The sequence below is a fragment of the Niastella populi genome (assembly GCF_002078015.1).
Lineage (GTDB): Bacteria > Bacteroidota > Bacteroidia > Chitinophagales > Chitinophagaceae > Niastella > Niastella populi.
Window position 1 is genome coordinate 61,288 of the sequence record NZ_LWBP01000024.1, and the last position, 26,978, is coordinate 88,265.

Sequence of the window (26,978 nt, forward strand, 5' to 3'; positions counted from 1 at the left end):
ATCCCTGTCTCATGCAGATAAGGGCCGGAAATTTTTTTTTAAATGCTATAGTACCAGAACACCTTTTTTCGGATACATAATTAAACAGATGGCTTTGAACGGAGAAAATATCAAAAGGATCTTCAAAAAATACCTGCTTGGCAGTACCAGTGCAGAAGAAAGATCGGCGATCGATAATTGGTACCGGTCGCTCGAAAATATAACGCCTGTAAACCTTTCTGACCAGGATCGGGAAGCCACAAAACAGGAGATCTGGGAAAGCATAGTGCCGGCACTTGTAATAGAAAGAAAAGCGCGGGTAATACCGGTGTGGCTGAAAGCAGCTTCCTGGGCCGCGGTAATCGCAGGCATCTGTGTGGCCACTTTTCTTTTTATAAAACCGGCAAAGCAGGGTGCGCTTACTTATAAAACCGTGACCACAAAAAACGGGGAAAGAAGGGAAGTGACCATTCACGACGGTACCCGCCTTACCCTGAATGCCGGTACCACCTTGCGTGTGTACGATGATTTTTCGAAAGAGCGCAGGATCGACCTGGTAGATGGCGAAGTATTCTTTGAAGTAAAACGGGATGAGCGCAAACCGTTCAGGGTCCACAGCAACGATCTCACTATTTCCGTACTTGGTACCTCGTTCGATGTATCGGCTTATACGGCCATGAAAAAGATCAGCGTAGGCGTTGTAACCGGTAAAGTTGGTGTAACAAGAGATACGGCTACCCTGGACGTACTTACAAAAACCAGGCAGCTCAATTATAATACGGAAACACACGCTTATACTACCGGCACTACCGATGCATTGCTGCTGGCCTGGCGCGAGGGCAGGGTGGTGTTGAACGACCTGTCGTTCCCCGAAATGGCGGTACTGATGAAAAAGAATTTTGACATCGAAGTGCAAACGAACGACAGCCGCATTGAAAAAACAAAATATACCACAGAACTGCCTGCTTCCATGGCTGCTGCCGACGCCGTAGAGGTACTGGCCGCCATTCATCAACTGAAAGTTCAAAAAACAGACGACCATACTTTTTTATTTAAATAACGAGAGCCCTGATTTTCAATTAACCAAATTAAAAGCTGTATGAAACAACTGCTTGCCATTGAAAAGAGAAAAAGGCGTATTCCTTTATGGCTTTTTCTTTTTCTAATTCCGTTTTCTTCGCTGAACCTGCTTGCGTATACAGGGGAAAGCCAGATCCTTAAAAAAACCAATGTAACCGTTCAGTTCAGGGGCGGCTCCCTCGATGCCGCCATCAGTGAACTGCAGAAAGCCTCGCGAGTTGCCTTTGCTTACGACAGGCAAATACTGAGCCGGTACAAGATCGGGCCCTTCGAGGTTCGAAAAGAAAATCTTGAAAGCGTTTTGCAAAAGCTATTGCGGAACAAACCCCTTGATTATTCGGAGGTGAACCGGGTGGTGGTGATCACCAAAAAACAGGAAGAGCTGATCCATCAGACCGCTGCTGTTACCACAAAAGAAGAAATAATGGTAAGCGGGTTGATCACTGATGAGAACCGGCTGCCCATGGCCGGGGTGAACGTCACCGTTAAAGGTACGCTCACCATGACCTCAACCGATGCAAAGGGCCGGTATAAGATACTGGCAGAATCACCACAAACAGTGCTGGTGATAAGTTACGTTGGCTATGCTACAGAAGAAATTACAGTGGGCGACAGATCAACCATCGATCTGCAGATGAAACCGGGCGTAGGTAAAGACCTGGCCGAAATAGCGGTGGTGGGTTTTGGTTCAAAACAAAAAAAGATCAGCCTGGTGGGCGCACAGTCTACCGTAAAAGTAGAAGAACTGCACCAGCCGGTAGCCAATGTAAGCACCATGCTGGCGGGCCGCGTATCGGGCGTAGTGGGCGTGCAGCGTTCGGGTGAGCCCGGCAAAAGCAGCGCCGATATCTGGATCAGGGGTATTGCCACCAGCTTCGGTAACTCCTCTTCTCCTTTGATATTGGTTGATGGGGTAGAACGCGATATCAATACCATCGACCCCGAAGACATAGAGTCCTTTACCATTCTCAAAGACGCTGCCGGTACCGCCGTATATGGTGTACGTGGCGCCAATGGCGTTATATTCATAAAAACAAAAGCCGGTAAGGTGGGTAAACCCCAGATCTACTTCGATTATAGCGAAGGGGTGAACACATTTACAAGGAAACCTGAAATGCTGGGCGGTATCGATTATATGAAACTGGCCAACGAAGCATTGACCACCCGCAACCAGGCGCCCATGTTTACCCAGGAATACATCGATAAAACCGCATCGGGCCTCGACCCCATGGTATACCCGAATGTTGACTGGATAGACGCCGTTTTCAATAAATCAGGCCATACCCGTAAGGCCAACCTCAATGTGAGCGGCGGGGTCGACAATGCACAATATTATGTGTCCCTTGCCTATTTTGGCGAGAGCAGCTTTTTGAAGACCGATGACATGGCGCAGTACAATAGCAAACTGCATTACGACCGGTATAACGTAACCACCAAGTTGAATATGAAGCTTACAAATACCACTAAAGCCGAAATAGGCGTAATGGGGTATTTTTCAACAAGGAACGCGCCGTATGAAGATCCTTCCACCATTTTTGCCAGCGCTATGGCGGCAACGCCTGTCATGTACCCGATCATGTACCCGGGCGGTATTGTGCCTGGTATAACCTCCAATGGCGCTTCTATTAACCCGTATGCACAACTGACACGCTTCGGTTATCGTACAGAGAACCAGAACCAGTTGTATTCGAACCTGCGGCTTACCCAGGACCTCGATGCGGTTACAAAAGGTTTGTCGGTTACCGGCATGGTTGCTTTCGATGCATACAGTTCGGTTTCGATCAGAAGGCTAAAAAGAGACGATACCTATACCGTAGACAAGAACAAACCACATAACGACGATGGCAGCCTGAACCTGCAAAGGACCTGGACCTCTACACAACCCTATCTCGGTTTCGATAAATCGAACGGCGGTAACAAACAGACCTATGTAGAAGGCGCTATCAATTATAACAGGGAATTTGGTAACCACCGGGTAGGCGGTATGCTTTTGGGTTATGCCAGCAGCAAAACAAATGCTTTTGCAGGCGATATCACCAGCTCTATCCCTTCACGGTTGATGGGCCTTGCAGGCAGGGCCACCTATTCATACGACGACCGCTATTTCCTCGAGTTCAACGGCGGTTATAATGGCTCGGAATTGTTTGCCCCCGACAACCGGTTTGGATTTTTCCCGGCTATTGGCGCCGGTTGGGTGGTATCGAATGAGAAATTCTTTGACCCGTTTTTAAGTACAGTATCCTTCCTGAAATTCAGATATTCTTATGGTAAATCGGGGCTTGGCCTCATTACCTCAGGCTCACGCCGCTTTGCTTACATTACCGAAGTGAGCGATGGCGCCGATGGTTATGATTTCGGCAGAACCACCACCAATAACGCAGGTGGTATTGTGGTAACCGATTATGCAGTGCCTGATATGGCTTGGTCTACATCCCTGAAACAGAATGTTGGCTTCGAAGCGAAATTTTTCAATAATAAACTGTCATTTATCGTCGACCTGTTCAGTGAAGAGCGTACCGGCATTTTTATGCAAAGACAGTCGGCCGTTATTTTCAACGGGTTGCAGAAGCAGCTCTGGGGCAACCTCGGCGCCGTTCATAACAGGGGCGTAGACGGAACACTTGAGTTCAATACGAATGTAGGCGAAGTGCGACTGAACATCAGGGGCAACATTACCTTCAATAAAGACAAGGTAGTTGAGAACGATATGCCGCCGCAGGCCCACCCCTGGCTCGAGCACAGAGGCGACAATGCACTTGCCATGTACGGGTATATTGCCGAAGGGTTGTTTGTTGACCAGGGCGAAATAAACAAAAGTGCGGTGCCCGGCGACAAATCGAAAGTACTACCCGGCGATATCAAATACAAAGACCTGAATGGCGACGGCGTGATAGATGCCAATGACGTGGCAAAAATTGGCCGTGGCGATGTGCCATCCCTGGTGTATGGTTTTGGCTTTAATGCTTCTTATAAAAATTTCCAGATAGGTGTATTGTTCCAGGGGATCGACAATGCCGACAGGATGTTGCAGGGAAGGGCTATTATGCCATTCAACGCTTCCGATGCCTCCAATGCCTACGCTGTAACGCTCGACAGGTGGACGCTCGACAACCCCCGCCAGGATGTATTTTATCCGCGCCTCGCTTATGGCGAAGACCGCAACTTCAACAATACAAGAGCCAGCTCATGGTGGGTAAAGGATATGAGCTTCATACGCCTGAAAACAGCCATGATCTCTTACAACCTGCCGGCAACAATGCTGCGTGGTTTGGGTATCAAGAACTCGGCCATTTACATGCAGGGCATTAACCTGCTTACTTTCAGCAATTTCAAATTATGGGATCCTGAACTGAATTCGAATAATGGTATCAGCTATCCCAACGTAAGGACCATTTCTTTAGGTGTTAATCTGAAATTCTAGTTTTCGATCATTAAAGTGAATAACGATATGCGCAAACACATATACCTGTTTTTTGCAGTGGCGGCACTGTCTTCCTGCAAAAAATATCTCGATAAAGTTCCCGATGATAAGTTGTCTGGAAAAGATATTTTCAACAGCTGGCAAACAGCCAATAAATTTCTCAGCAATGTATATTCGCACATTCCCGATGAATTCGGTCAGCGGGGTGGCGGCCAATACAATTCAAGCGACGATTATAATAATGGAGGCATTTGGACGGGCGGCAGCGACGAGGCAGAATTCCTGTGGGGTTTTGTACGTTCGAACAACCTGAACATCGGCGCCTGGGACGCTACTTCCGATTTTGTGAGAACTTACTGGACCAACTACTACCAGGGTATTCAGGGCGCCAGCACCTTTATTGCCAATGCCGGCCAGATCAGCGATCTGTCTGATGAGTTGAAAAGCCGTTACAAAGCGGAAGCCAGGGCATTACGCGCCATTTATTACTTTCAGCTGGTACGTATATACGGACCGGTGATCCTGATGGGCGAGAACCCCGTAGACCCCAACATGAACTTACAACTGCCCCGCAGCTCCGTAGATGATTGTGTTGAGTTCATAACCACGGAACTGACCGCTGCTGCGAATGACCTGCCGGTAACGCCCGATGGCGATGCACAGTACGGTCATGTTACCAAGGGGGTAGCCCTTGCTTATAAGGCGCTGGCGCTGATGTATGCCGCCAGCCCGCTGTTCAATGGAAATACCGATTATGCCAACCTGAAAAATAAGGATGGCAAACAACTGGTTAGCCAGGCCGCTGATGTAAATAAATGGAAGGTGGCCGCCGATGCGTATAAAGACTTTATGTCAATGTTTGTACCGGCTACCTACAACCTGTATAAATCGGAGGATGGCAATCCGTATAAGAGTTGCCGCGATGTGATGTTGAAAGACTGGAACGTTGAAGTGATCTTTTCACGTAAAGGCTCCATCGATTCAAGGCAATATGAATTAACACCCCGTCATGACGGCGCTGCAAGCGGTGATGTAAAAGGCGGCACCGGTTTGGCGGCAACGCAACGCATGGTAGATGCCTTTTTTATGGCAAACGGTATGAGCCCCGTATTGGGATATAACAGCGATGGCACGCCGGTCGTAAATGCCGCTTCAGGTTACCAGCTCACCGGCTTTACCGATTTCAAAGCACCTTCGAGCAATAACTCGCTCCCTTCAAAAAGCACATTTAACCAATGGGTTGATCGTGAACCCCGGTTTTATGTAAATATCACCTATAACCGCAGTAACTGGCTCAATCCCACCTATCCCGTTGAAACCACGCTTTTCAGGGGCGGCAATTCGGGTAAAAAGGCCGATGGCAGTGGTGGCGACTATTCTGTAACCGGTTATGCGGTACGTAAATCAATGAGCACAGGCGCATGGAACAATGGCAATGATCATAAACTGATCATTCTGCGACTGGCCGAGATGTACCTCGGGTATGCCGAGTGTTTGAATGAAGCCGACTATTCGGCCAACCTGAACGAGGCACTTAAGTATATCAACCTCATTCGTGAAAGGGCCGGCATTCCCCAATACGGTACAGGCGTCAACGCGCTGCCGATACCTGCCAGCCAGGCCGAAATGCGCGAAGCCATTCGCAAAGAACGCCGGGTAGAACTCGCATTCGAGAACAGCCGTTTCTTCGATGTGCGCCGCTGGAAAATTGCTGAACAAACAGAGAACGGTCCGGTATGGGGGCTCGATATCAATGCCACCACCGAACCGGGTTTTTACAACCTGGCATCGTTTGAAACAAGGGTATTCAACAAAAAACACTACCTGTTTCCGATACCGCAGAGTGAGATCAACAACGATGTGGAATTGGTGCAGAATACCGGCTGGTAAAAGCGATAGCAGTGGCTTGTAACTTAATTATGAACGGCTAATTTTTTCAATTATGTCAGTAAAGATCAATCTTAATATATTATGCGTTGCCCTGGTGGTGGCGCTGGGTGTAAGCGCCTGCAAAAAGGAGAACGGCGGTTATTCCCATAATTCATCCGCCCCCATAACGATAACTTCATTTACGCCTGAAGAAGGCGCTACGGGTACCGAAGTGCTCATCAATGGCAGTAATTTCTCTTCCGATACATCACAGATAAAAGTTACCATCAACGGGGTGCCCCTGAAAATAGCAGGTGCAAAAGAGAACCAGATCATGGCTTACCTCACCACCAAAACGGGTACCGGCCCGGTAGAGGTAACCATCGGCAAGAATACCGGCGCCAGCACAACTGATTTTAGTTACCTGTTTTCTTATGTGGTAACCACATTGGCAGGTTCGGGCAATTCAGGCTATGCCGATGGAACAGGCGCCGCCGCTTCATTCAACTTCGCCGGCGTGCGCAGCCAGCTATCGGTTGATGATAACCTGAACGTATACGTGCCCGATGGCGGTAATCAGCGCATCAGGAAAATAGCGCCCGACGGAACGGTGACCACGCTTGCCGGTATGGGCCAGAACGGCTTTGCCGATGGCAATGCCGCAGATGCGAAATTCAATAATCCCTGCGGCACAGCGGTAGATGCCAACGGCAATGTGTATGTTGCTGAAAGGAACGGCCGGCGCATCAGGAAGATCACACCCGACGGTACCGTTTCTACACATGCCTTCAGCAGCGGCAATGGCGGCAATGAGCTTACGTCGGTAGTGATCAATAAAACCACCGGCAATGTGTACTGGTCAGATTTTTATGGCGATGGTATTTATACACTGAAAAACGGGAACGTAACGAAAGTGATCAACTATTCGCTTCCCTGTACCATTACCATCGATGCAGCAGGTAACATTTATGCTACCCATTACGATGCCCAAATGGTGCGTAAATACACCTATGATGCCACCAATGACGCTTTTGATAACGGAGTTGATATCGCCGGTACAGACCGCCAGTCGGGCTGGGTAGACGGTACAGGACCAATGGCCCGTTTCAACAATCCCTGGGGTATAGCCATGGATAGTAAGAACAACCTGTATGTTGCAGGGCTGGGCGAAGGCCGGAACAGCAACTGCGTTCGCATGATCGATGCCGATAAATGGGTGAGCACCATTGCCGGTGTGGGCGATAGGGGATTTGCCGAAGGAACCGGCAGCAGTGCCCGGTTCAGCGGTCCCACAGGCATAGCAGTTGATAAGAATGGCAATATGTATGTGCTGGATATGGCCAACAACCGCGTAAGAAAAATTTCAGTAAAATAAATACGGCAGCAGGTGGGCCGTCCTGTACTGCATATATCGCAGGATGGCCCGCTTTCTGTTCATTCATACCTCTTTTAACCAAGGAAAATGAAGCACAGGTCTTATTCTATCAAAGCGATTGTCCTATTATTGGGAGCGTCGGTATTGTCATGCAGCAAAAGCGGCAACGGTCAATCTACCCCCGACCCTGTAACGCCACAGCAGGTGTCGTTTACATCGAATGACGCTACCTCGGCATACAATGATTTCAATAAACATCTTTTCGATCCTAACAGGAAGATCTATTACCGCGCTTCGGATAAAAGCGGAACCGGCGCTATCTGGACGCAAGCCATTTATTTCGATATGGCCATGAACGCCTGGAAGCGTACAAAGGATACTAAATACAGGCAGTTGATTGAAGATATTTACAATGGCAATGCCATGGAGTATAACAATTACAACTGGAAAGACGATATTAAATGGTTTATCTGGGACGATATGATGTGGTGGATCATTTCGCTTGCCAGGGCGTATGAATTAACCGGAGAGCAGAAGTATCTCGATCATTCGATAAAAGGATTCAATTTCGTATGGTATGGCGATGCCTCCATTGGCCGGCAGGGATCGCATGAATCGAACGGCGGCATGGAGTGGGACTGGCACCGGCGCGGAAAAACCGCCTGTATCAATTTTCCTACCATCATAGCCGCTATGACCCTGTATAATATTACAAAAGAAACCGATTATGTTGCCAAAGCGAAGGAAGTATATGGCTGGGCAAAACCTAATTTATTCGATGCTTCTAACGGGCGCGTGGCCGATCATAAGGTCGACAACAACCCAACCAACTGGACGCTGCATACCTATAACCAGGCTACTTTTATCGGTGCTGCGGTGATGTTGTATAATCACACCAAAGAAGTTTCGTATTTGAACGATGCGGTACTGGCGGCTGATTATACAAAAAATAATATGAGCGATGCAAAAGGTATTCTGCCTTATGAAACCGGCGAAGAGCAGGGCATTTACAATGCCATCCTGGCCCAGTACATGATCAGGCTTATTGAAGATGGCAACAAACCGGAGTACATCGACTGGTTGCGGAAAAATATCAATACGGCATATGGAAACCGCAACAGCACCACGGGTTTAATGGGAAAGAACTATAAGGTTGCCCCTGCAGCAGGTGCACCTGTTTCCTGCTATGATGCCAGCAGTATTCCTGCCCTGATGCAGGTGATACCACCCGCAGAATAAAAGCCTGTTGAGGTGTGCCACACTTCTTGGCGATGTTGGCTTAAGTATGGTACACCTTATTGATTGCTAATTGTATTTATTGCCTGTTGAGATGTGCCACACTGGTGAACTTAGCATATGTGTGGCACACCCTGTTATTGCTTATTGTATATCGTCAATTGATTTACCCATGAAATGGAAGCTCACGTTATTTTTTCTCTTTTGCCTGACTATAGTACGCTCCCAGCCCAACCTGGTGAAATATGTAAACACCCTGCAGGGCACCAACAGCAGTTTTGAACTAACCCGCGGCAATACCTATCCCACAACAGCCCTGCCGTTCGGTATGCATACATGGACGGCCCAAACGGGTAAGAATGGCGATGGCTGGAAATATCAGTATAAGAAAAACACCATCCGTGGTTTTCAACAGGCGCACCAGTGTAGTTCCTGGACGAACGATTATGCTGTATTTTCTTTTATGCCTGTTACCGGCAACCTGGTGGTGAATGAAGATGCCCGCGCAACATCTTTCAAACATGATAATGAAAAGGCGGGCCCCGATTATTACCGCGTTCAGCTCGATAATGGCATTACCACCGAAATAACACCGGTGGAGCGGGGCGCGCACCTGCGCTTTTCATTCCCCAAAAAACAGAACAGTTATCTGGTCCTGGATGGCTATACCAAAATGAGCATGGTAAAGATCATTCCTGCAGAGCGGAAGATCATTGGCTATGTGAACAACGGCCATTACCGCACAGATAATTTCAGGAATTATTTTGTAGCGGTTTTCGATAAACCTTTTAAGGCCTGGGGCACCTGGGAAAACCGTAAGAATACCATGCAGCCCGATACACTAACCGCCGAAGGAGAAGGGAAGGGCGCTTACATTCAATTCAAAGCAGGCGAAACCGTACAGGTAAAAGTGGCTTCTTCATATATAAGTACTGAACAGGCGGAGCTGAATCTGCAAACGGAACTGGGGTCGTTTAAAAGCTTTGACGATACAAGGAAAGCCGCTAACACCGCCTGGAACAAATATTTGTCGAAGATCGTGGTGGAAGGCGATTCGGAAGCTGACAAAGCAACTTTTTATTCCTGTTTTTTCAGGGCCAGTTTGTTCTCACGGCAATTTTTCGAATACGACAAAGACGGAAAACCGTACTATTTCAGTCCGTACGACGGTAAAATACATTACGGCTACCTGTATACCGATACCGGTTTCTGGGATACCTTCCGGGCACAGTTCCCTTTGAATACCATTCTGCACCCAACCATGCATGGGCGTTATATGCAGGCTTTGCTCGATGCGTATGATCAATGCGGATGGCTGCCGGCCTGGTCGTTTCCCGGCGAAGGCGGCAGCATGATCGGCAACCATGCCATCTCGCTGTTGACCGATGCGTGGGTGAAGGGTATTCGCACTTTCGATGCACAAAAAGCATTATATGCTTATTTACACGAAGCAACGAACAAAGGCCCCTGGGGGCCCGCGAACGGGCGGCATGGATGGAAAGAATATTTCCAGTTAGGTTATGTTCCTTATCCAGAATATGGCGAGGCAACAGCCAAAACGCTCGAATATGCCTACGACGATTTTTGCGGTTACCAGTTGGCAAAGGAAGTGAATGCCCCTTTTTATAAAGATATTTTCGGCCGCCAGGTGTACAACTACCGCAATGTGTTCGATAGCAGTACCGGTTTTATGCGCGGCCGCAACCGCAAAGGCGAGTGGCTGCCAAAATTCGATGCTACCGAGTGGGGCGGCCCTTATACCGAGGGTTGCGCCTGGCACTGGCTGTGGTCGGTGTTTCATGATGTGGAAGGGTTGATAGGGCTGGTGGGCGGCGATGATAAATTTGTTGCCAAACTAGACAGCGTTTTTACCATGCCCAATACATTTAAGGTAGGTACGTACGGTTATGCCATTCATGAAATGACCGAAATGGCCATGGCTAACATGGGACAATATGCGCACGGTAACCAGCCTATACAACACATGGTATACCTGTATAATTATGCCGGGGCTCCCTGGAAGGCGCAGTATCATGCGCGTGAAATAATGAAGAAGCTGTACAATGCAACGGAGAATGGCTACCCGGGTGATGAAGACCAGGGACAAACCTCCTCCTGGTATGTATTGAGTGCGCTGGGTTTTTATAGTGTATGCCCGGGTACCGATGAATATGTGATAGGCAGCCCATTATTTAAGAAAGTGACCATTACGCTCGAGAATGGAAAGCAGTTTGTTATAAAAGCAAATGGCAACAGCGACAAAAATGTATACATCCAAAACGCTTCGCTTAATGGTTCGGTATATGATAAAAACTTTATTCGTCATAGCGATATCGTAAATGGCGGTGTACTGGAATTCAATATGGGCGACCGGCCGCAGACCGGCAGGGGAACAACGCCCGCCGACCGGCCTTTTTCGTTGTCGGTGAAGTAATTGAAGACCTGTCCCAACTTGCCGGGGTGCGCCATAAGTTGAGGCGCTCTTTGAAGGGTTGGTATATTTACTGTTGCTCATAGTGTAATAACGATGCGCAAAAGTGTTAGTACGCAATTTTGCAGAATGCATTTACTAGTGTGCTGAAACTCAATAGCGGGCTTTTTAATAGTGTTGCCAGGACAATAAACAGGCATCATTTTTGGATACTTCAGTAGCAACCATTATTGAATAACCGCTATTGAGAACACTTTGCCACTATCTGATAAGATATTAGTATCAAAAATTATTGCTACGAACGAATTCACCAGCTTCATCGATGCTGCGCGAAAATATTGTTCGTTTATTGAATCTTACGAAGCGGAAACACCCCGGCATTTTATCCTTCTTTCTCAAAATCATTTGCTTTCCCTGTACAACCTGGGGAACCTGATCATGCTGACGGAAGAGAAAAGCGATAAGAAGTTTGATGTTAAGCTCGATGATCAGGAGTTTCAGAAATCACTTCATTTTATTGCCGATCGTTTATGGGATTACCGTTATTACTGGTATGTGTTCGACCCTACGGTAAAGAAAAAAGATACGGGCATCGTTTATGGCGATCTGTATGAAGATCTGGGTTCTATATATAAATACCTTAAAAATTCGCTGCTGTTATATGGCATGAAATCTTCCGATGCCAAGCAGAATGCGGTGTGGGATTTCAAATGGAACTTCGATACACATTGGAGCGGGCATTGCGCCAATGCCATTTGCGCCATTCATTACTTTCTGCAAAAGGGCAGGTAAACGCTTGCAGGCGGCCCGATTTCGATCCTCAGTTCATACTTACCGATTGATTTCAGTAAGACGGAACAGCTTCCATTTTTTTGAACGGCCCATTCAAAATTACGGAATGGGGTTCCATAATTTTGAACACCCATTAGCAAATTATTCTTCCGTTATCTCATACACATTACTGGTTAGCGACAAAACTTTTCCGGGTGTAAGGTTCAGTCCCACTGTCATCAGGTAGTCGCCGGTGAACACTTTATCGTTATCAGGGTTGTTGGCCTTTGTTCCGGGGAACAGGTTGATCTCTTTAAACCGGTATTTCTTTTGCGCATCGAGGCCCTGGAGCTGAACCCGCGTAAAAATATCTTTCCGGCGTACGTTTAAAATATAATTGAAAAGAATAGCCTTGCTTTTTTTATCGTTTACATACATAGTTACTGCGCGATTTTCTTCATAGGGTGAAATTATCCGGTACAGATCACCCTGCCATATAACGTCGTTGATGCGTTTGTAGGTTGTAACTGCCTCCTGGCTGAACTGCAGCTCCTGCGGGGTGAATTCATTTACCCGTATATCATAGCCAAGTTTCCCCGCCATGGCCACATCGGTCCTGAATTTTAGCGATTGTCCTTTACCCATGCTGGTTATATGCGCAGCCATCGTATTGGCGGGAAAGAAGTACGAATACCCCCATTGAATGAAAATGCGCTCGAGCCCGTCGGTATTGTCACTAGGCCAGAATTCGGTAAAATATTTCAACGCACCATAATCGGTGCGTCCGCCCCCGCCTGAGCATAACATAATGGGCAGGTGCGGGTACCTGGCACGTATTCTGTCGAGCACTTTATATAAACACCGGGTGTATTCGATGAACAGGTGCGATTGTTTTTCTTTCAGGTAAGCAGAATATGCATTCGTCATGCTGCGGTTGCAATCCCATTTTATAAATGCCACACCCAGATTTTTGGTAAGCAGCCCATCAACGATCGAAAAAACAAAATCCTGCACTTTAGGATTGGTAAGGTCCAGCACCAGTTGGTTGCGTGCGAGGTGCACTGCCCGGTTGGGCAGGCGTAAGATCCAGTCGGGGTGTTGCTGGTAAAGATCGCTTTTGGGGTTTACCATTTCCGGTTCCAACCAGATGCCGAATTTGATCCCGCGTTTTGTTGCTTCAGCTACCAGGCGCCCGATACCATTGGGCAACTTGCTTTTATTTTCCTGCCAGTCGCCCAAACCTGCCTTATCACTATCTCTTGGGAATGTATTGCCGAACCAGCCATCATCGAGCAGGAACAGGTCAACCCCCAGTTGTTTGGCGCCATCGAACAATTCTATCAGTTTTGTTTCGTTGAAATTGAAATAGGTGGCTTCCCAGTTGTTCAATAACGTGAGGCGCGGGCTTTTTCCATCCAGCACGGCATAATTACGCGCCCAGCGGTGCAGGTTACGGCTGGCCTGTCCTTTACCCTGATTGCTATAGGTAAATATGAATTCCGGCGTGGTAAAGAGCTCACCAGGGTTTAATGTATAATCAGAAGCGAACGGGTTAATGCCCGAACGAAGACGCAGTTGATTGCGCTGATCTATTTCAAAGGTGAACTGGAAATTGCCCGTCCAACCGAGGGTGCCGGCGATCAGTTCGCCACTGGTTTCAGTAGCCGGTTTGTCAAGCGAAAGAAAAAAAGCGGGCGTTTGGTAAAAATTGGTACGGGTGCCCAGTTTGCTTTCAATGTTTTTTATACCGTTTGTCAATTGCTCGTCAACCATATTTGCCTCGCGCGCCCAGTCGCCATGAAACTGGGTTAACCAATAAGTGCCGGCATTAAAGTGCAGCAGGGAAGAAGCGTATTGCGTTAACCGCACCGGCTTTTTTTCATGATGCTGAATGGTGGCGTTGCAGGTAATTACATCTTCATTAAAATACCCCCTGTATTGCAGTTGCACTTTTACCGGGTAAACGGGATCTTTTAAAATGATGTTGATATAGGAAACGTTTTCTTTTTGTTCAGTGGTGTGTGATGCATATTCCAGTTCAAGCGACGGATTGCCATCGGCATGAACCATCCTGATGGCCGGTTCAAACTGGTTTTCCATTCCGCCGGTGAGATATACTTCGCGACCGCCCGATAACTTTTCAAGATCGCCAGGGGAGGTTAATCGCGCACCGAGGTACGACTGGTATAGCCGGTGATTATTGCCAACCGTCAATACCAGGTGAGTGTTTTTTGTTTGCAATACAATAGACGCCTGCGATTGGGACAATACAACCACGAAAATGAAATTACAGATAAACAGGAGTGAATATTTTATCATAATACCAAGGCCTCTCGGGTTAAAAAAACTGTTTATACAAAGGAAGGAAACCAGCCTGTCATGCACAGGCAGCACGTTGCCTATTTATTCAACGATATTGGCATGGCGCTTTTGAAAATTAATCCGTTTATACAGGAGCGATTTGTAGATTTGAGTTTATTGCAACAATATGGGAATAGAAATAGAACGCAAGTTTCTCGTAAAAAAAGACAAATGGGCGCAGGTGGTGAAAACGGAAAGATCGCTTTTCCGGCAGGGGTATATCGTATCGGACCCGCAGAAAACCATCAGGGTGCGGCTTACCGATACCGGTGGGTTTATAACAATAAAAGGTAAAACCATTGGCGCTGCCCGGCCCGAATTTGAATATCCTATCCCGGCTGCGGATGCACAGCAGTTGCTCGACGATTTTTGTTATGCAGAACTTAGTAAGGTAAGGTATTTCATTCCCCATGATGGCCACACCTGGGAAGTGGATGAGTTTTTAGGCAGGAACGAAGGACTGATCGTTGCGGAAATAGAGCTCGATGCGGAAGATGAGAAATTTTCTCTTCCCGATTGGATCGATAAAGAAGTGACCAGTGAGAAGAAGTACACCAATTCGAATTTATCGGTGAACCCTTTTAACAATTGGTAAAATCGGCAAACGTGAAACGGCAAACCTCAACGCGGCTTACGTCGGCAAACGTGAAACGGCAAACGTGAAAAAGTACCCTTTTTTTGTTTTCACTTTAAACGGCTTGGCTCGGGAGACGATGATAGCGAAATGTGAAACGGCAAACTTCTTCGGCAAATAGCAATAAATTTCGGGCGGCGCAAGTTCGTAAGTGAGTCGGAAATTAGCGAGCCCTTTCACGTTTGCCGTTTCACGTTTCGCGAGGCCATTGACCATTCACCATTTACCACCATTATTTCTCCTCATCGTCCCTTCTTCCTTCATTCAATGCATCCTTATCGCCGCCGCCCAAACTGTAATAATCATTTTCTTCATCATCGATCTCTTTCCGGGCATCTTCATCACCTGAGCGGGGTATATCCAGATCGTCGCCGGTACTGTCTTCATCAACAGCCGCTTCATTAAGGGGATCACCCTCGAGATCGGTATCATCGAGGCCTTCTTTTCTAACCAGCTCATCTTCGTTCATATCCATGTCCTGATCCCGATCACCTAATAATGCCAGGTCTTCTTCCGTAACGTCTGCTTCGGTGCCCATTACAATATCTACATTGTCGTCTTCAGCCAGCAGGTCCTTTCCCTCACGAATACCTTCCTCATCATCAGAAGCAAAAGTGGTATTGCCCGGGCCTTCCGGCACATCGGCATTGGTTATTTTTTCCTGTTCGGGTGCTTCCGGCACATCGGGCATTTGAATATATGCGTTGCCGTCTTCTTCCAGTTGATCTTTCTTTCTCTTACTGGCCGTACCATCTTTAGGCGTGGCATTTTGTTGATCAGATTCCCCTTTATTATTGAGCTCCTCGTCGCGGAGCGGTTTTTTCGACGTTTTTGTTTTTGCCATAACGGGTGGTTTGCCAGTATGCCTGAAAAAACTATGCCCGGAGTCGACTTACGTAACTTACAGAGAAACATGGCCATCCGTCCTTCCATACATGTTAAAATAGCTTACCATATTGTCAATTGAGCAAAATATACCATGCCAAATAGTTACGTACTTGCACATATTGCGTACTAAACTTTATTGTTAAAAAAGACGACTGTTATACCGTAGACTGCAAACGGTATAAGCTGTTAAAACTAGCTGCTATATGGAAGAGACTATCATTTCTTCAGGGCGCCCTTTTCCCTCATTGCGCCAGGTATTTGTTTTCATTATTCTATTTACCGCTTCTTTTCAGGCATTGCCTGTAATGGCGCAAACCAAAACCGTAGAGGGAACGGTTAAGGATGCCAATGGCATTGGGTTGAATGGTATCACCATCAGCATCAAAGGTGGTACTGGCGGCACTTCTACCAATGCCGACGGTAAATTTAAAATTATGGTGCCCGGTCCAAACGCCGTGCTGGTATTTTCTTCGGTTGGGTTTACGACCAAGGAAGTGCCGGTAGGCGCCCAAACAGAAATGAGTGTTGTATTGTCGACCGGCAACAGTGCGCTGGATGAAGTAGTGGTGGTGGGTTACGGTACCCAGCGCAAAAAAGATGTTACCGGCGCTATTTCGTCTATCTCGGCCAAACAAATTGAAGAGCGCCAGGCGATAGATGTACTGGATGCCATGCAGGGCCAGGCGCCGGGTTTGCAAATTGCCCAGGAATCGGGCCGGCCCGGAGCCGGTAACTCGGTGCGCATCCGCGGCATCGGAACATTACAGGGCGGCGCAGATCCGTTGTACATAGTAGATGGCGCTCAGGGCGTAAATATCGATGGTATCAACCCCAACGATATTGAAAGCATTGAAATATTGAAAGATGCCGCCTCGGCTGCCATTTATGGTTCCCGCTCGGCCAACGGGGTGGTGATCATTACCACCAAAAAAGGGAAAGAAGGAAAACCAACGCTCGATGTGCGGTACCTCACCAGCTTAAGCCAGCTCTCGCATAAAATACCACAGGCCAATGCCGCCGAACGCCGTTTGCTCGAGCGTAAGCGCAGTGGCGGGGGTAATTTGAATACCGACTCGTTGAACCCTTCGTTCAATGCCGACAACGATTACCAGGATATGCTTACCCGCACGGCCAACCGCCAGCAGGTGGATGTAAGTTTAGGCGGCGCTTCCCGTAATTTGAATTATTACGGAAGCCTGGGTTACCTCAGCGATGAAGGTATCATCATCAACAGCTGGGCAAAGATCATGCGCGGCCGGTTCAATATCGATTATAAAGCAACAGAAAAGCTAACCTACGGTAACCGTATCCAGTTTTCGTATCAAACCGAAAACCGTATCCATGAAGGGAATACCCTGAACCAGGCAATACAGCGTCCGCCAAACTTCCGCGTGTACTTTCCCGATGGAACCCTTGCCGGAGTGATCGGCGGCCGCAGGAACCCGGTAGCCGAAGCACTGTTGCGAAAAAATGAATACCAGATCCTCGATGGAAATTTCTATAATTATATAAGCTACCAGTTTTTACCCGAATTGAAATTAACGGTAGATGCGAATGTAAAAGCCCGGTATACGCATCATCTTGAATTTTCGCCCAGGCTCCTGAGCAGCAGCAACGACAATGATGGCAGCGATGAACAGGACTGGAATACCTACTGGATGACGCAGGCTTATTTAAACTACAATAAAACGCTGGGCGGCAGCCATTCATTAACCGGTGTTATAGGTGTAAGCGCCGATCGTAATTTCAACCGCGGGTCGGAAATTTCGGGAACGAATTTCGTTACGGAAGAGGTTACTACACTCAATTCACCGCAGGTATACAATATACCCAATACCAGGGAAGAAAGATATACTTCTGTTTCGGCCTTCGGCCGCCTCGGCTATAGCTTCAAAGGAAAATATCTCTTCAACAGTAACTTCAGGGCAGATGCTTCATCGAAGTTCGGGAAACAGAACCGCTGGGGTTACTTCCCATCCGCATCGGTAGGCTGGCGCTTCAGTGAAGAACCATTTATGCAATGGGCTTATAAGTACCTCGATGAAGGTAAGATCCGTGCAAGCTATGGCGTAACGGGTAATGACAGAATTGGCGAGTATGATGCGGTAAGAACTTATACTTTCGGCAGTAACTGGTACAATGGTATTTCAGGTGTGGCACCTTCCGCTACCTTCGGCAATCCGGCGTTAAGCTGGGAAGAAACAAAGCAAACCAATATCGGTATCGATCTGTCGTTCTTCCGAGGCCGCCTTACCTTCACTGCCGATTATTATAATAAGATCACCGATAAACTGCTGTACCAGGCGCCATTGCCTTATGAAACCGGTTTTGATGAAGTGAATGTGAATATCGGTTCCATTCAAAACAAAGGCCTGGAGTTTGTGATCAATGGCTACCCGGTAAAAAATAAAGATTTCTCATGGAACGTCATTTATAACATGTCGTTCAATAACGCTACTATTAAAAGCCTGTATGGCGGCACACCCATCGTTTCTACCAACTGGATCACCGAAGAAGGACAGCGTTTAGGCAATTTCTATGGCTGGAAGGCGCTCGGCGTTTACCAGTACGATGAATCGAATGCCTATAACGACAACTGGGAACAGCTTACGCCGGTGTTCACTGGCGGGGTTTTCAATGGCTATACGCTCGATGGAAAAGCTTACAACGGCCCGGTAAACAGGTTGAGAACCCAGGGAAATATTTTAAAGGGCGGCGATATGATATGGGAGAATACCGTTAAAGACAGTGTGATCGATGACGCCGACCGTATTCCATTGGGTAATGCACAGCCCAAATGGATCGCAGGCCTCGCCAACCAGTTCTCTTATAAGAACTTCAGCCTTTCATTCAATATCTATGTAAGCTGGGGCGGGTTGTTGTACGACCGCGGCCGCCAGCAATTGACCAATAACCTGATCTCGAACGTAACACCTGACCCTGAATATATCCGTGAAGCATGGGCGCAGCCCGGTGATGTTACCAGATGGCCGGTGCCAAGGAACAACGGTATGGGCAATGCCAGGGAATTAAGCAGCATTTATCTCGAAGATGCTTCCTTCATCAGGTTACGCAACGTGCGGTTGACCTACAGCCTGGCAAAGAACATTACTTCAAAATTGAAAATGAAAGGCGCTACCGTGTATGTGTATGGCAACAATTTGCTTACCTGGACCAATTACTTCTGGTACGATCCGGAGATCTCTTTCAACAATGCATTGCAAATGGGGCAGGACAATGGCCGTTATCCCCGGAAAAGAGAATTTGGCGCCGGTGTTAATCTGAACTTTTAAAACGTATAAGCAATGAAAAAACTAATTAATTATATCTTGGTCCTGGCACTGTTTATAAATGCAGGATGTAAAAAATTTTTGAACCAGGAGCCTATTTCGGATCTCGGGCCGGAAAGTTTCTGGAAATCGGCCGACGATGTGAAAACAGGTGTGGCGGCCATCTATGACGGGATTCAAAAAACGCTCAATGGCAATTATACCGATTGGGGCGATGCCCGCTCGGATAACTTTACGTATGGCGGTACCGGTGAGAACCAGATCAACATTACCCTCAATGGATTGAATTCGCTGACCGGGGCGGCTAACTGGAACAACCTGTACTATACCATTGGCCGCGCCAACCTGGCCATTAAGAATATCCCCGATATTCCTTTAACAATGACCTTTACCCAGTTGGTACGCAACAATTACCTGGCGCAGGCTTACGGCATCAGGGCGTATATGTATTTTTATGCTATCAGGTTATGGGGCGGGGTGCCCGTTCGGCTTGAACCGTATGAAGATCTGAATGAAGATCCGCTTGCGCCCCGAACAGCGCCCGATGAGGTGTTGAACAATGTAATCATTCCCGATCTCACAAAAGCCTGGAGCCTGGTAAATAAAGCGAATACGAATGTTTGGGAAATGAATGCCGGCGCTATCCTTGCCCTGCTCACTGATGTGTATATGTGGAAAAACGACTATGCAAAAGCGCTGGAAGCCTCCCAGAATCTCATCAACCTTTCCTACAAATACGACGTTTCAGCCAACAATTTTAGCGACTTCAAAAAAATATTCCTCGATCCGGCCAATACTAAGGAAGCCATCTTTAGCCTTCACTGGGATTATACCCGCGATGGCGGTAATGGGATCTCCAAAATAGGATCGGGCGGCAACACCTCGCAATATTATATCGACAGCGCGGTATTCCTGCGTTTCGAAAGCAATAAGGACGATATCCGCCGTTGGGCAACTTACGACACAACGTTGGTAAACGCTGCCACTCCTTCGAGAATTATACAGATCGGCAAATTTTACCCGGTGAATAGTTCAGGTAAACCGGTGCCTCCGGCCAATGCCCAGAATGACGCGAAGCTAACCTTATACCGCATGGCCGATGTATTGTTATTACGTGCCGAAGCACTTAATAAAACCAGTGCAAATAAAACGCCGGTGTTTGCCATTGTAAACCGTATCCGTACGCTCAGGGGCGCAGCGCCGCTGGTTGATACCGATTATCCCACCGACCGCGACGTGGAAACTGCGATTCTCGATGAGCGCCAGCTGGAACTGTTTGGCGAAGGCAAACGCTGGTTCGACCTGGTGAGAACGGGCCGCGTGATAGAAGTAATGGACCCGAAAGTGCGTTACCGCCAGCAGTTACTCAACATCAGCCAGACCGGGTTCGATGATCCGCGCAAAATACTGTGGCCAATTTCACGCCAGGCCCTCACACGGAATACATTGATTCAACAGAACCTGCCTTATTCAGAGTAAACCTATATATAACATGAAAGCGACAAAAATGAAACAACAATTAATATATAGTGCCATTTTCATTGGTTTACTGGCAGTGGGTAGCACCGGTTGTAAAAAGATCGCCGGTCTTGAACTGCAGAAGAATACAGATCATGAGATCAGTACGCTCGATCCGCATATCAATAAAACCGCATGGCAGTATTTAAAAGAGCGAAGTGTATCAAGCGCTACCGATACCATTTTTAAACGCATGTACGAAGCCATCGTTTATTCGGGTATCGACAGCGGCCTGTACCAGCAGCCGGGCCACACCTTTATTTTCCTGCATAACGATGCGGTTTTCAGAACCGCCGCGCCAACCGCCAGCGATTGTTACTGGGGCCGTTATAAAGTGAACAATGCCGTAGCTAAAAGCTGGACGCAGTATACCCCGCAACAGGTAAAGAACTGGTTGTTGTATTTAATAGTGAAGGGCGAGTATAGCTATGATAACATAAGTTCGGAACTGGTAGAAACAAAGACCCTGTTGCCTGAAGGAGCAGATGCTGCCAATCCCGGAAGCCTGATGTATTTCGTACTGTCGAACGACCGCGACTCAAAGGTGCGGATAAACGATTTCATAAATAGTGTTCGCGTTACTGTTGGCCGTACATCGGGCATCTTAAGCGATAACGGACCAATACATGTGGTTGACAGGGTAGTGGAGTATGGCGTGAAACCATAATTGATTAAATCGTGGTGCCGGCCTGTAAGTGCGCCATCGAAAATTGAACCTGCTGAAAGGGCATGTGCACCCCGAAGTATCGGGGCAAACTCTGACAGGTCAGTTTTAATAAATTCTGGCCCGGAACAGCCCAGGTTCCCGGGCCGGAATTTTAAGTTTTAACGAAAATGAATGCAACCCGGAAACGTTTGCGTACAATCTCGAAACAGCAGTGATGTTCTTACTTATCTTTCGCTGTAATCGAATGTTCTCCCACCTGGAAGGGTTAGGGGTGGGGCCAGGATCAATTGTACCTTAAACAGAAATAGAATTATGCAAATGGTAAGATGGTTTTTCATATTGCTGCTCATCGGCGAAGTGGCGCAGGCACAGCAAACGACACGCTTAACAGGTAACTGGGAATTTATAAAACAGGATGCAGGCGGTATTTGGGAACTGGTGCGGCCCGTTGGAAAAGGAAATCCCGAAAGCGTGTCATTATGGCAAACCGTACAGTTGCCGCATTGTGTAAATGCCGATGATGCCGTTGACCCCGATGTAAATTATTACCAGGGACCGGCCTGGTACCGTACCCAACTTGATATTGAGAATCCATATAGCAATGGCCGTACCCTGCTTTTTTTTGAAGGCGCCGGGCAAAAGACCGATGTGTATGTATATATGACAAAAGTGGGATCGCATACAGGCGGTTACGATGAGTTTGTGGTTGATATTACAGATGCGGTGGAAGCCTTTCGCAAATTACCCGTGGCGCAAAGCCGGTTCAAAGGAAAAATTCCCATTGCCGTACGAACCGATAATTCGAGGGACCTTGAAATGATCCCGTCTGATCTGTCGGATTTTAATTTGTATGGCGGCATTTACCGCTATTTGAATTTAGTGTATCAGCCACCGGTAGCCATCGATAAATTGTTTGCAAAAGCGGAGGTTGATAAAACCGGTAAGATAGGAACCGTACAGGTGTCAGCCCGGTTCTTTTCTCCCCCTCCACCGGAAGGGGCAGGTATCACTATAAAACTCTTTGATCCTACTGGCAAGGTGGTTCATCAAAAAGATCTCCCTCCCCCTTCCGGAGGAGGGCCGGGGAGGGGGCCGGGCGATGTAAAGCTGACCGGCTTTACGCTCAAAACGCCGCAGTTATGGTCGCCCCAAACGCCCGCGTTGTACACCGTAGAGGCAACTGTTACCACTGCTGAAGGCAAATACGTTCAAACAGAAAAGATCGGTTTCCGTCATTTTGAATTTGTTGACCACGGTCCGTTCCTGTTGAACGGCCGGCGATTGTTGTTACGCGGTACGCACCGGCATGAAGACCATGCAGGCGTGGCGGCTGCCATGACCGAAGACCTGATGCGCCGCGAAATGATCATGATGAAAGAGATGGGCGTTAATTTCATCAGGCTGGGACATTACCAGCAGTCGCGCATTATCCTTAACCTTTGCGATAGTTTAGGCATTCTCGTATGGGAGGAAATTCCCTGGTGCCGCGGCGGCCTGGGCGGCCCGGTTTACCAGGCAATGGCAAAACGGATGCTCACCAATATGATAGAACAACATTACAACCATCCCTCGGTGATCATTTGGGGAATGGGTAATGAGAACGACTGGCCCGGTGATTTTCCTGAGTTCGATAAAGAAAAGATCCGCAGTTTTATGAAAGAACTGCATGATCTCTCGCACCGTTTGGATAACACGCGCAAAACGGCTATCCGTCGGTGTGATTTCTGTAAAGACATTGTAGATGTATATTCTCCATCCATCTGGGCCGGCTGGTACCGCGGCGTTTATACCGAATACAAAAAGGTATCGGAAGAAGAGTTCAAAAAAGTAGATCATTTCCTGCATGTTGAATGGGGTGGCGATAGCCACGCCCGTCGCCATGCCGAGAACCCCGATAAAGCATTACAGGTAGTAAAAACAGGCAATGGCGCCGATGAGCGGGCCGGCGATGCCAGTTTATATGGCGGCGCGGCACGTGTTTCAAAAGATGGCGACTGGAGCGAATCATACCTCTGTAACCTGGTCGACTGGCATTTGAAAGAACAGGAAACCATGCCCTGGTTAACAGGCACTGCCCAATGGCCATTCAAGGATTTTTCAACACCGGTGCGGCCCGATAATCCTGTACCTTATATGAACCAGAAAGGTGTGGTGGAAAGGGACCTTACCAAAAAGGAAGCATATTATGTGTTTCAATCTTACTGGACCACACAGCCCATGGCGCATATTTACGGCCATACCTGGCCGGTACGCTGGGGCGCCGAAGGCGAAGAGAAAATGATAAAAGTATATTCCAATTGCGCCGAAGCCGAGCTGTTTGTAAATGGAAAAAGTTATGGCGTAAAAAAACGCAACAGCCAGGATTTTCCGGCGGCGGGTTTACGCTGGAATGTTCCATTGAATAATGGAATGCAACAGGTGAAAGTGATTGCGCGCACCGGAAAAACAGTGATAACCGATTCTATACAATTCCAATATCAAACCGAAAAGTGGAGCCAACCCGCCAAAATAGTATTGGAGAAAACCGGTGAACAGAATGGCATTGCCACGCTGCAGGTAACCCTGCTCGATGAAAAAGGAGTGCCCTGCCCGGATGCCGCCAGCTGGATCAGGTTTGGGTTGGCAGGCGATGGCAAACTGATCGATAACCAGGGCACTTCAACAGGATCGCGATTGGTACAGGCATATAATGGCCGCGCCATCATCAGAGTTCAAACCAATAAAGGCCGGTCGGTTATCAGTGCAAAGAGCGAAGGAATGAAAACGGTATTTAAAGAACTATAAACAAGTTAAAAGGTGTGCCACACTTTCAAGGTATGGCACACCTGCAGGCAACCATATGAAACTACGAATAACGATATGCTGCATTCAACTGGTATGCGCCGCAGCGCATGCGCAACAGGGGAATGATCTGAAACTCTGGTACAACAAACCCGCCGTTGCCTGGGAGGAAGCGTTGCCATTGGGCAATGGTAAAACCGGCGCCATGGTTTTTGGCGGATTGGTTACCGAACGGTTGCAGTTAAACGATAATACCTTGTGGTCGGGTTATCCCGAAGCGGGAAACAATCCCAATGGGCCAACGGTATTGCCCCGGGTGCGGCAGGCGGTATTTGATGGCGAATATGAAAAAGCAGCGGCGTTGTGGAAGAAAATGCAGGGCCCTTATTCAGCGCGTTATTTGCCAATGGCCGATCTGTGGTGGCGATTGAACGTGAAGGATTCAGTTCCGGCAATGTATTATCGCGATCTTGACCTGAACAATGCAGTAGCAACGGTGCGGTATAAGATCGGGGAGGTAACGTATCAGCGCGAAACCTTTATCAGTTACCCGGCCAAAGTATTGGTAATGCGGATCACCGCCGATAAAAAAGGGGCCATAGACGGAACACTTGGTTTAACGAGTAAGTTGAAATATAAAGTAACACCTGCAGCTTCCGGTCAGCTCGTGCTGCAGGGCAAAGCGCCCAAATTTGTTGCGAACAGGGAAATTGAACCGCAGCAGGTGGTATATGATACTGTTGATAAGGTGGGGGTGGGTCACCCTTCAAGAGGTGGCTCACCCTTGCCTTCACCTTTTGCCGGCGAAGGCCTGAACTTCGAAGTACATGTAAGAATAAGAGCGGAAGGCGGCCGCGTGCAGCATAACGGTAATGAGCTGCAGGTAACAGGCGCCGGTTCGGTAACTATTTATCTTTCCGGAGCAACCAGTTTTAATGGTTTTAACAGATCGCCCGGGTTTGAAGGAAAAGACCCTGCCATAGAGGCGAAAGCCAACCTCCAAAAGGCATTGGCGCTTACATACGAACAACTAAAGCAGGGGCATATCCGCGATTACCGGTCATTGTTCAAACGCGTTGCATTCAAATTGGGAGATGATGATAATAATTCAAAATTGCCTACCGATGAGCGATTGAAGAAGTATGCTTCGGCGCAAACAGATCAACAACTGCAGGCTTTATATTACCAGTTTGGAAGGTACCTGCTCATCGCCAGTTCACGCCCCGGCTCCCGCCCGGCCAATTTACAAGGCATCTGGAACGATCATGTACAACCGCCATGGGGCAGTAACTATACCACCAATATCAATACCGAAATGAATTACTGGCTGGCGGAGAATACCAATTTGTCTGAATGCCATGAGCCATTGTTCAGTTTTATGAAAGAGCTGGCTGTCAACGGGGCGCAAACGGCAAAGGTAAATTACAATATTTCCGAAGGCTGGGTGGTGCATCATAATTCCGACCTGTGGGCGAAAACCTCACCGCCCGGCGGGTATGAATGGGACCCGCGCGGAATGCCGCGCTGGAGCTGCTGGCCAATGGCGGGCGCCTGGTTATGTACGCATTTGTGGGAACATTATTTATTTACAGGTGATGAAAAGTTCTTAAAGAAAAACTGGCCTTTGATGAAAGGTGCTGCGCAGTTTATGCTGCACTGGCTGATGGTTGATCCGTTCAACGGATACCTGATCACCAATCCTTCCACTTCGCCTGAGAATACCATGAAGATAAACGGTAAAGAATACCAGGTGGGCATGGCCTCTACGATGGACATGAGCATTATTCGGGAATTGTTTACGGCGGCCATTAAAACAAGCAGCCTGCTCAAAACCGATGAAGCGTTTCGCAACCGGTTGATAAAAGCAAAAGCGCAATTATATCCTTATCATATTGGAAAGTACGGACAGTTACAGGAATGGAATAAAGACTGGGACGATCCCAATGATAAACACCGGCACCTGTCGCATTTGTTTGGGTTGTACCCGGGTAGCCAGATCGACCCTGCTACAACCCCCGAACTGGCGGCGGCGGCAAAACAATCGCTCATCTTCAGGGGCGATGTAAGTACGGGCTGGTCGATGGCATGGAAAATAAACTGGTGGGCGCGATTACAGGATGGGAACCATGCCTATAAGATTTTAAGCGATGCATTCACGTATATCGATCCCACGGTAACAAGAGATGCCATGAGTGGCGGCGGCACATATGGTAATTTGTTCGACGCGCATCCACCCTTTCAGATAGATGGCAATTTTGGCGCTACCGCGGGTATAACGGAAATGTTGTTGCAAAGTCACAATGGAGCGCTGGCATTATTACCGGCATTGCCCGGTGCGTGGACGAACGGCAGCATCAGCGGCATAAAAGCCCGCGGCAATTTTACAGTGGCTATTGACTGGAAAGATGGAAAATTGTCAAAGGCCACGATCACATCCGTACTGGGCGGCCCCTGCCGGGTCAGCGCACCGCAGCCAATAAAAGTAGTGGAAGTGGCTGCCAAAAAAGCGAATGGTGCAAATACAAACAAGTTGAATACTACCTATGGCCTGCCGCCCTACAAAAAGAATATACAGGCGAAACTGACGGAGTTGAATGTGGGCGAGCGGTATAGTGTGGAGTTTGTGACGGAGAAGGGGAAGGTGTATACGGTTGTGCCGTTGTAAGTTGACAAGTTG

The 26,978-nt window shown here is 47.9% G+C and carries 15 protein-coding genes; 13 read left to right on the forward strand and 2 right to left on the reverse strand.

All coding sequences use genetic code 11. From position 1 onward, the window contains the following. Window positions 1–88: 88 nt before the first annotated feature. From A4R26_RS05200 to A4R26_RS05230, 7 genes are all read left to right on the forward strand, one after another. Window positions 89–1,039 (forward strand): FecR family protein, encoded by a 951-nt coding sequence (locus A4R26_RS05200; RefSeq protein WP_081161646.1) that lies wholly within the window; start codon window positions 89–91, stop codon window positions 1,037–1,039. Between the two features lie 39 nt (window positions 1,040–1,078). Further along, window positions 1,079–4,480, forward strand: a complete 3,402-nt coding sequence (locus A4R26_RS05205) for a TonB-dependent receptor (RefSeq protein ID WP_081161649.1) — start codon at window positions 1,079–1,081, stop codon at window positions 4,478–4,480. Between the two features lie 27 nt (window positions 4,481–4,507). Continuing rightward, window positions 4,508–6,370 carry a RagB/SusD family nutrient uptake outer membrane protein gene (locus A4R26_RS05210; protein WP_081161652.1) on the forward strand — a complete coding sequence of 621 codons (1,863 nt, stop codon included), beginning with the start codon at window positions 4,508–4,510 and terminating at the stop codon, window positions 6,368–6,370. Window positions 6,371–6,422: 52 nt separating this feature from the next. After that, a complete protein-coding gene (locus A4R26_RS05215; RefSeq protein WP_081161656.1) occupies window positions 6,423–7,724 on the forward strand; it encodes an NHL domain-containing protein in 1,302 nt (433 codons plus the stop codon). 87 nt (window positions 7,725–7,811) lie between these two features. Then, window positions 7,812–8,963: a glycoside hydrolase family 76 protein gene (locus A4R26_RS05220; protein WP_081161658.1), complete on the forward strand. Its 1,152-nt coding sequence runs from the start codon at window positions 7,812–7,814 to the stop codon at window positions 8,961–8,963. Window positions 8,964–9,132: 169 nt separating this feature from the next. Then, complete coding sequence (locus A4R26_RS05225; RefSeq protein WP_081161661.1) at window positions 9,133–11,394, forward strand: GH92 family glycosyl hydrolase; 2,262 nt, start codon at window positions 9,133–9,135, stop codon at window positions 11,392–11,394. 252 nt (window positions 11,395–11,646) lie between these two features. After that, a complete protein-coding gene (locus tag A4R26_RS05230; protein ID WP_165760152.1) occupies window positions 11,647–12,183 on the forward strand; it encodes a DUF5063 domain-containing protein in 537 nt (178 codons plus the stop codon). 141 nt (window positions 12,184–12,324) lie between these two features. On the opposite strand, the gene A4R26_RS05235 is transcribed toward A4R26_RS05230, so the two are convergent. Next, window positions 12,325–14,439, reverse strand: coding sequence for an alpha-galactosidase (locus A4R26_RS05235; protein ID WP_242674828.1), 2,115 nt, complete (start codon window positions 14,437–14,439; stop codon window positions 12,325–12,327). A 211-nt stretch (window positions 14,440–14,650) separates the two neighbouring features. Here A4R26_RS05235 and A4R26_RS05240 point away from each other — a divergent pair, with 211 nt between their 5' ends. Then, complete coding sequence (locus A4R26_RS05240; RefSeq protein WP_081161668.1) at window positions 14,651–15,118, forward strand: CYTH domain-containing protein; 468 nt, start codon at window positions 14,651–14,653, stop codon at window positions 15,116–15,118. A gap of 271 nt (window positions 15,119–15,389) precedes the next feature. Here A4R26_RS05240 and A4R26_RS05250 read toward each other — a convergent pair whose 3' ends face one another. Beyond that, the gene (locus tag A4R26_RS05250) at window positions 15,390–16,001 is read right to left on the reverse strand and encodes a hypothetical protein (protein ID WP_081161674.1); all 612 of its coding nucleotides are present in this window, start codon (window positions 15,999–16,001) and stop codon (window positions 15,390–15,392) included. Window positions 16,002–16,248: 247 nt separating this feature from the next. Here A4R26_RS05250 and A4R26_RS05255 point away from each other — a divergent pair, with 247 nt between their 5' ends. The 5 genes from A4R26_RS05255 (at window position 16,249) to A4R26_RS05275 (ending at window position 26,966) form a co-directional block, all read left to right on the forward strand. Beyond that, window positions 16,249–19,338, forward strand: coding sequence for a SusC/RagA family TonB-linked outer membrane protein (locus A4R26_RS05255; RefSeq protein ID WP_081161677.1), 3,090 nt, complete (start codon window positions 16,249–16,251; stop codon window positions 19,336–19,338). Between the two features lie 12 nt (window positions 19,339–19,350). After that, window positions 19,351–20,814: a RagB/SusD family nutrient uptake outer membrane protein gene (locus A4R26_RS05260; protein WP_081161680.1), complete on the forward strand. Its 1,464-nt coding sequence runs from the start codon at window positions 19,351–19,353 to the stop codon at window positions 20,812–20,814. A gap of 13 nt (window positions 20,815–20,827) precedes the next feature. Further along, complete coding sequence (locus tag A4R26_RS05265) at window positions 20,828–21,520, forward strand: fasciclin domain-containing protein (RefSeq protein ID WP_081161683.1); 693 nt, start codon at window positions 20,828–20,830, stop codon at window positions 21,518–21,520. Window positions 21,521–21,832: 312 nt separating this feature from the next. Continuing rightward, the gene (locus A4R26_RS05270) at window positions 21,833–24,304 is read left to right on the forward strand and encodes a glycoside hydrolase family 2 TIM barrel-domain containing protein (protein WP_081161685.1); all 2,472 of its coding nucleotides are present in this window, start codon (window positions 21,833–21,835) and stop codon (window positions 24,302–24,304) included. Between the two features lie 55 nt (window positions 24,305–24,359). Beyond that, window positions 24,360–26,966 carry a glycosyl hydrolase family 95 catalytic domain-containing protein gene (locus A4R26_RS05275; protein WP_081161687.1) on the forward strand — a complete coding sequence of 869 codons (2,607 nt, stop codon included), beginning with the start codon at window positions 24,360–24,362 and terminating at the stop codon, window positions 26,964–26,966. The last annotated feature ends 12 nt before the right edge of the window (window positions 26,967–26,978 follow it).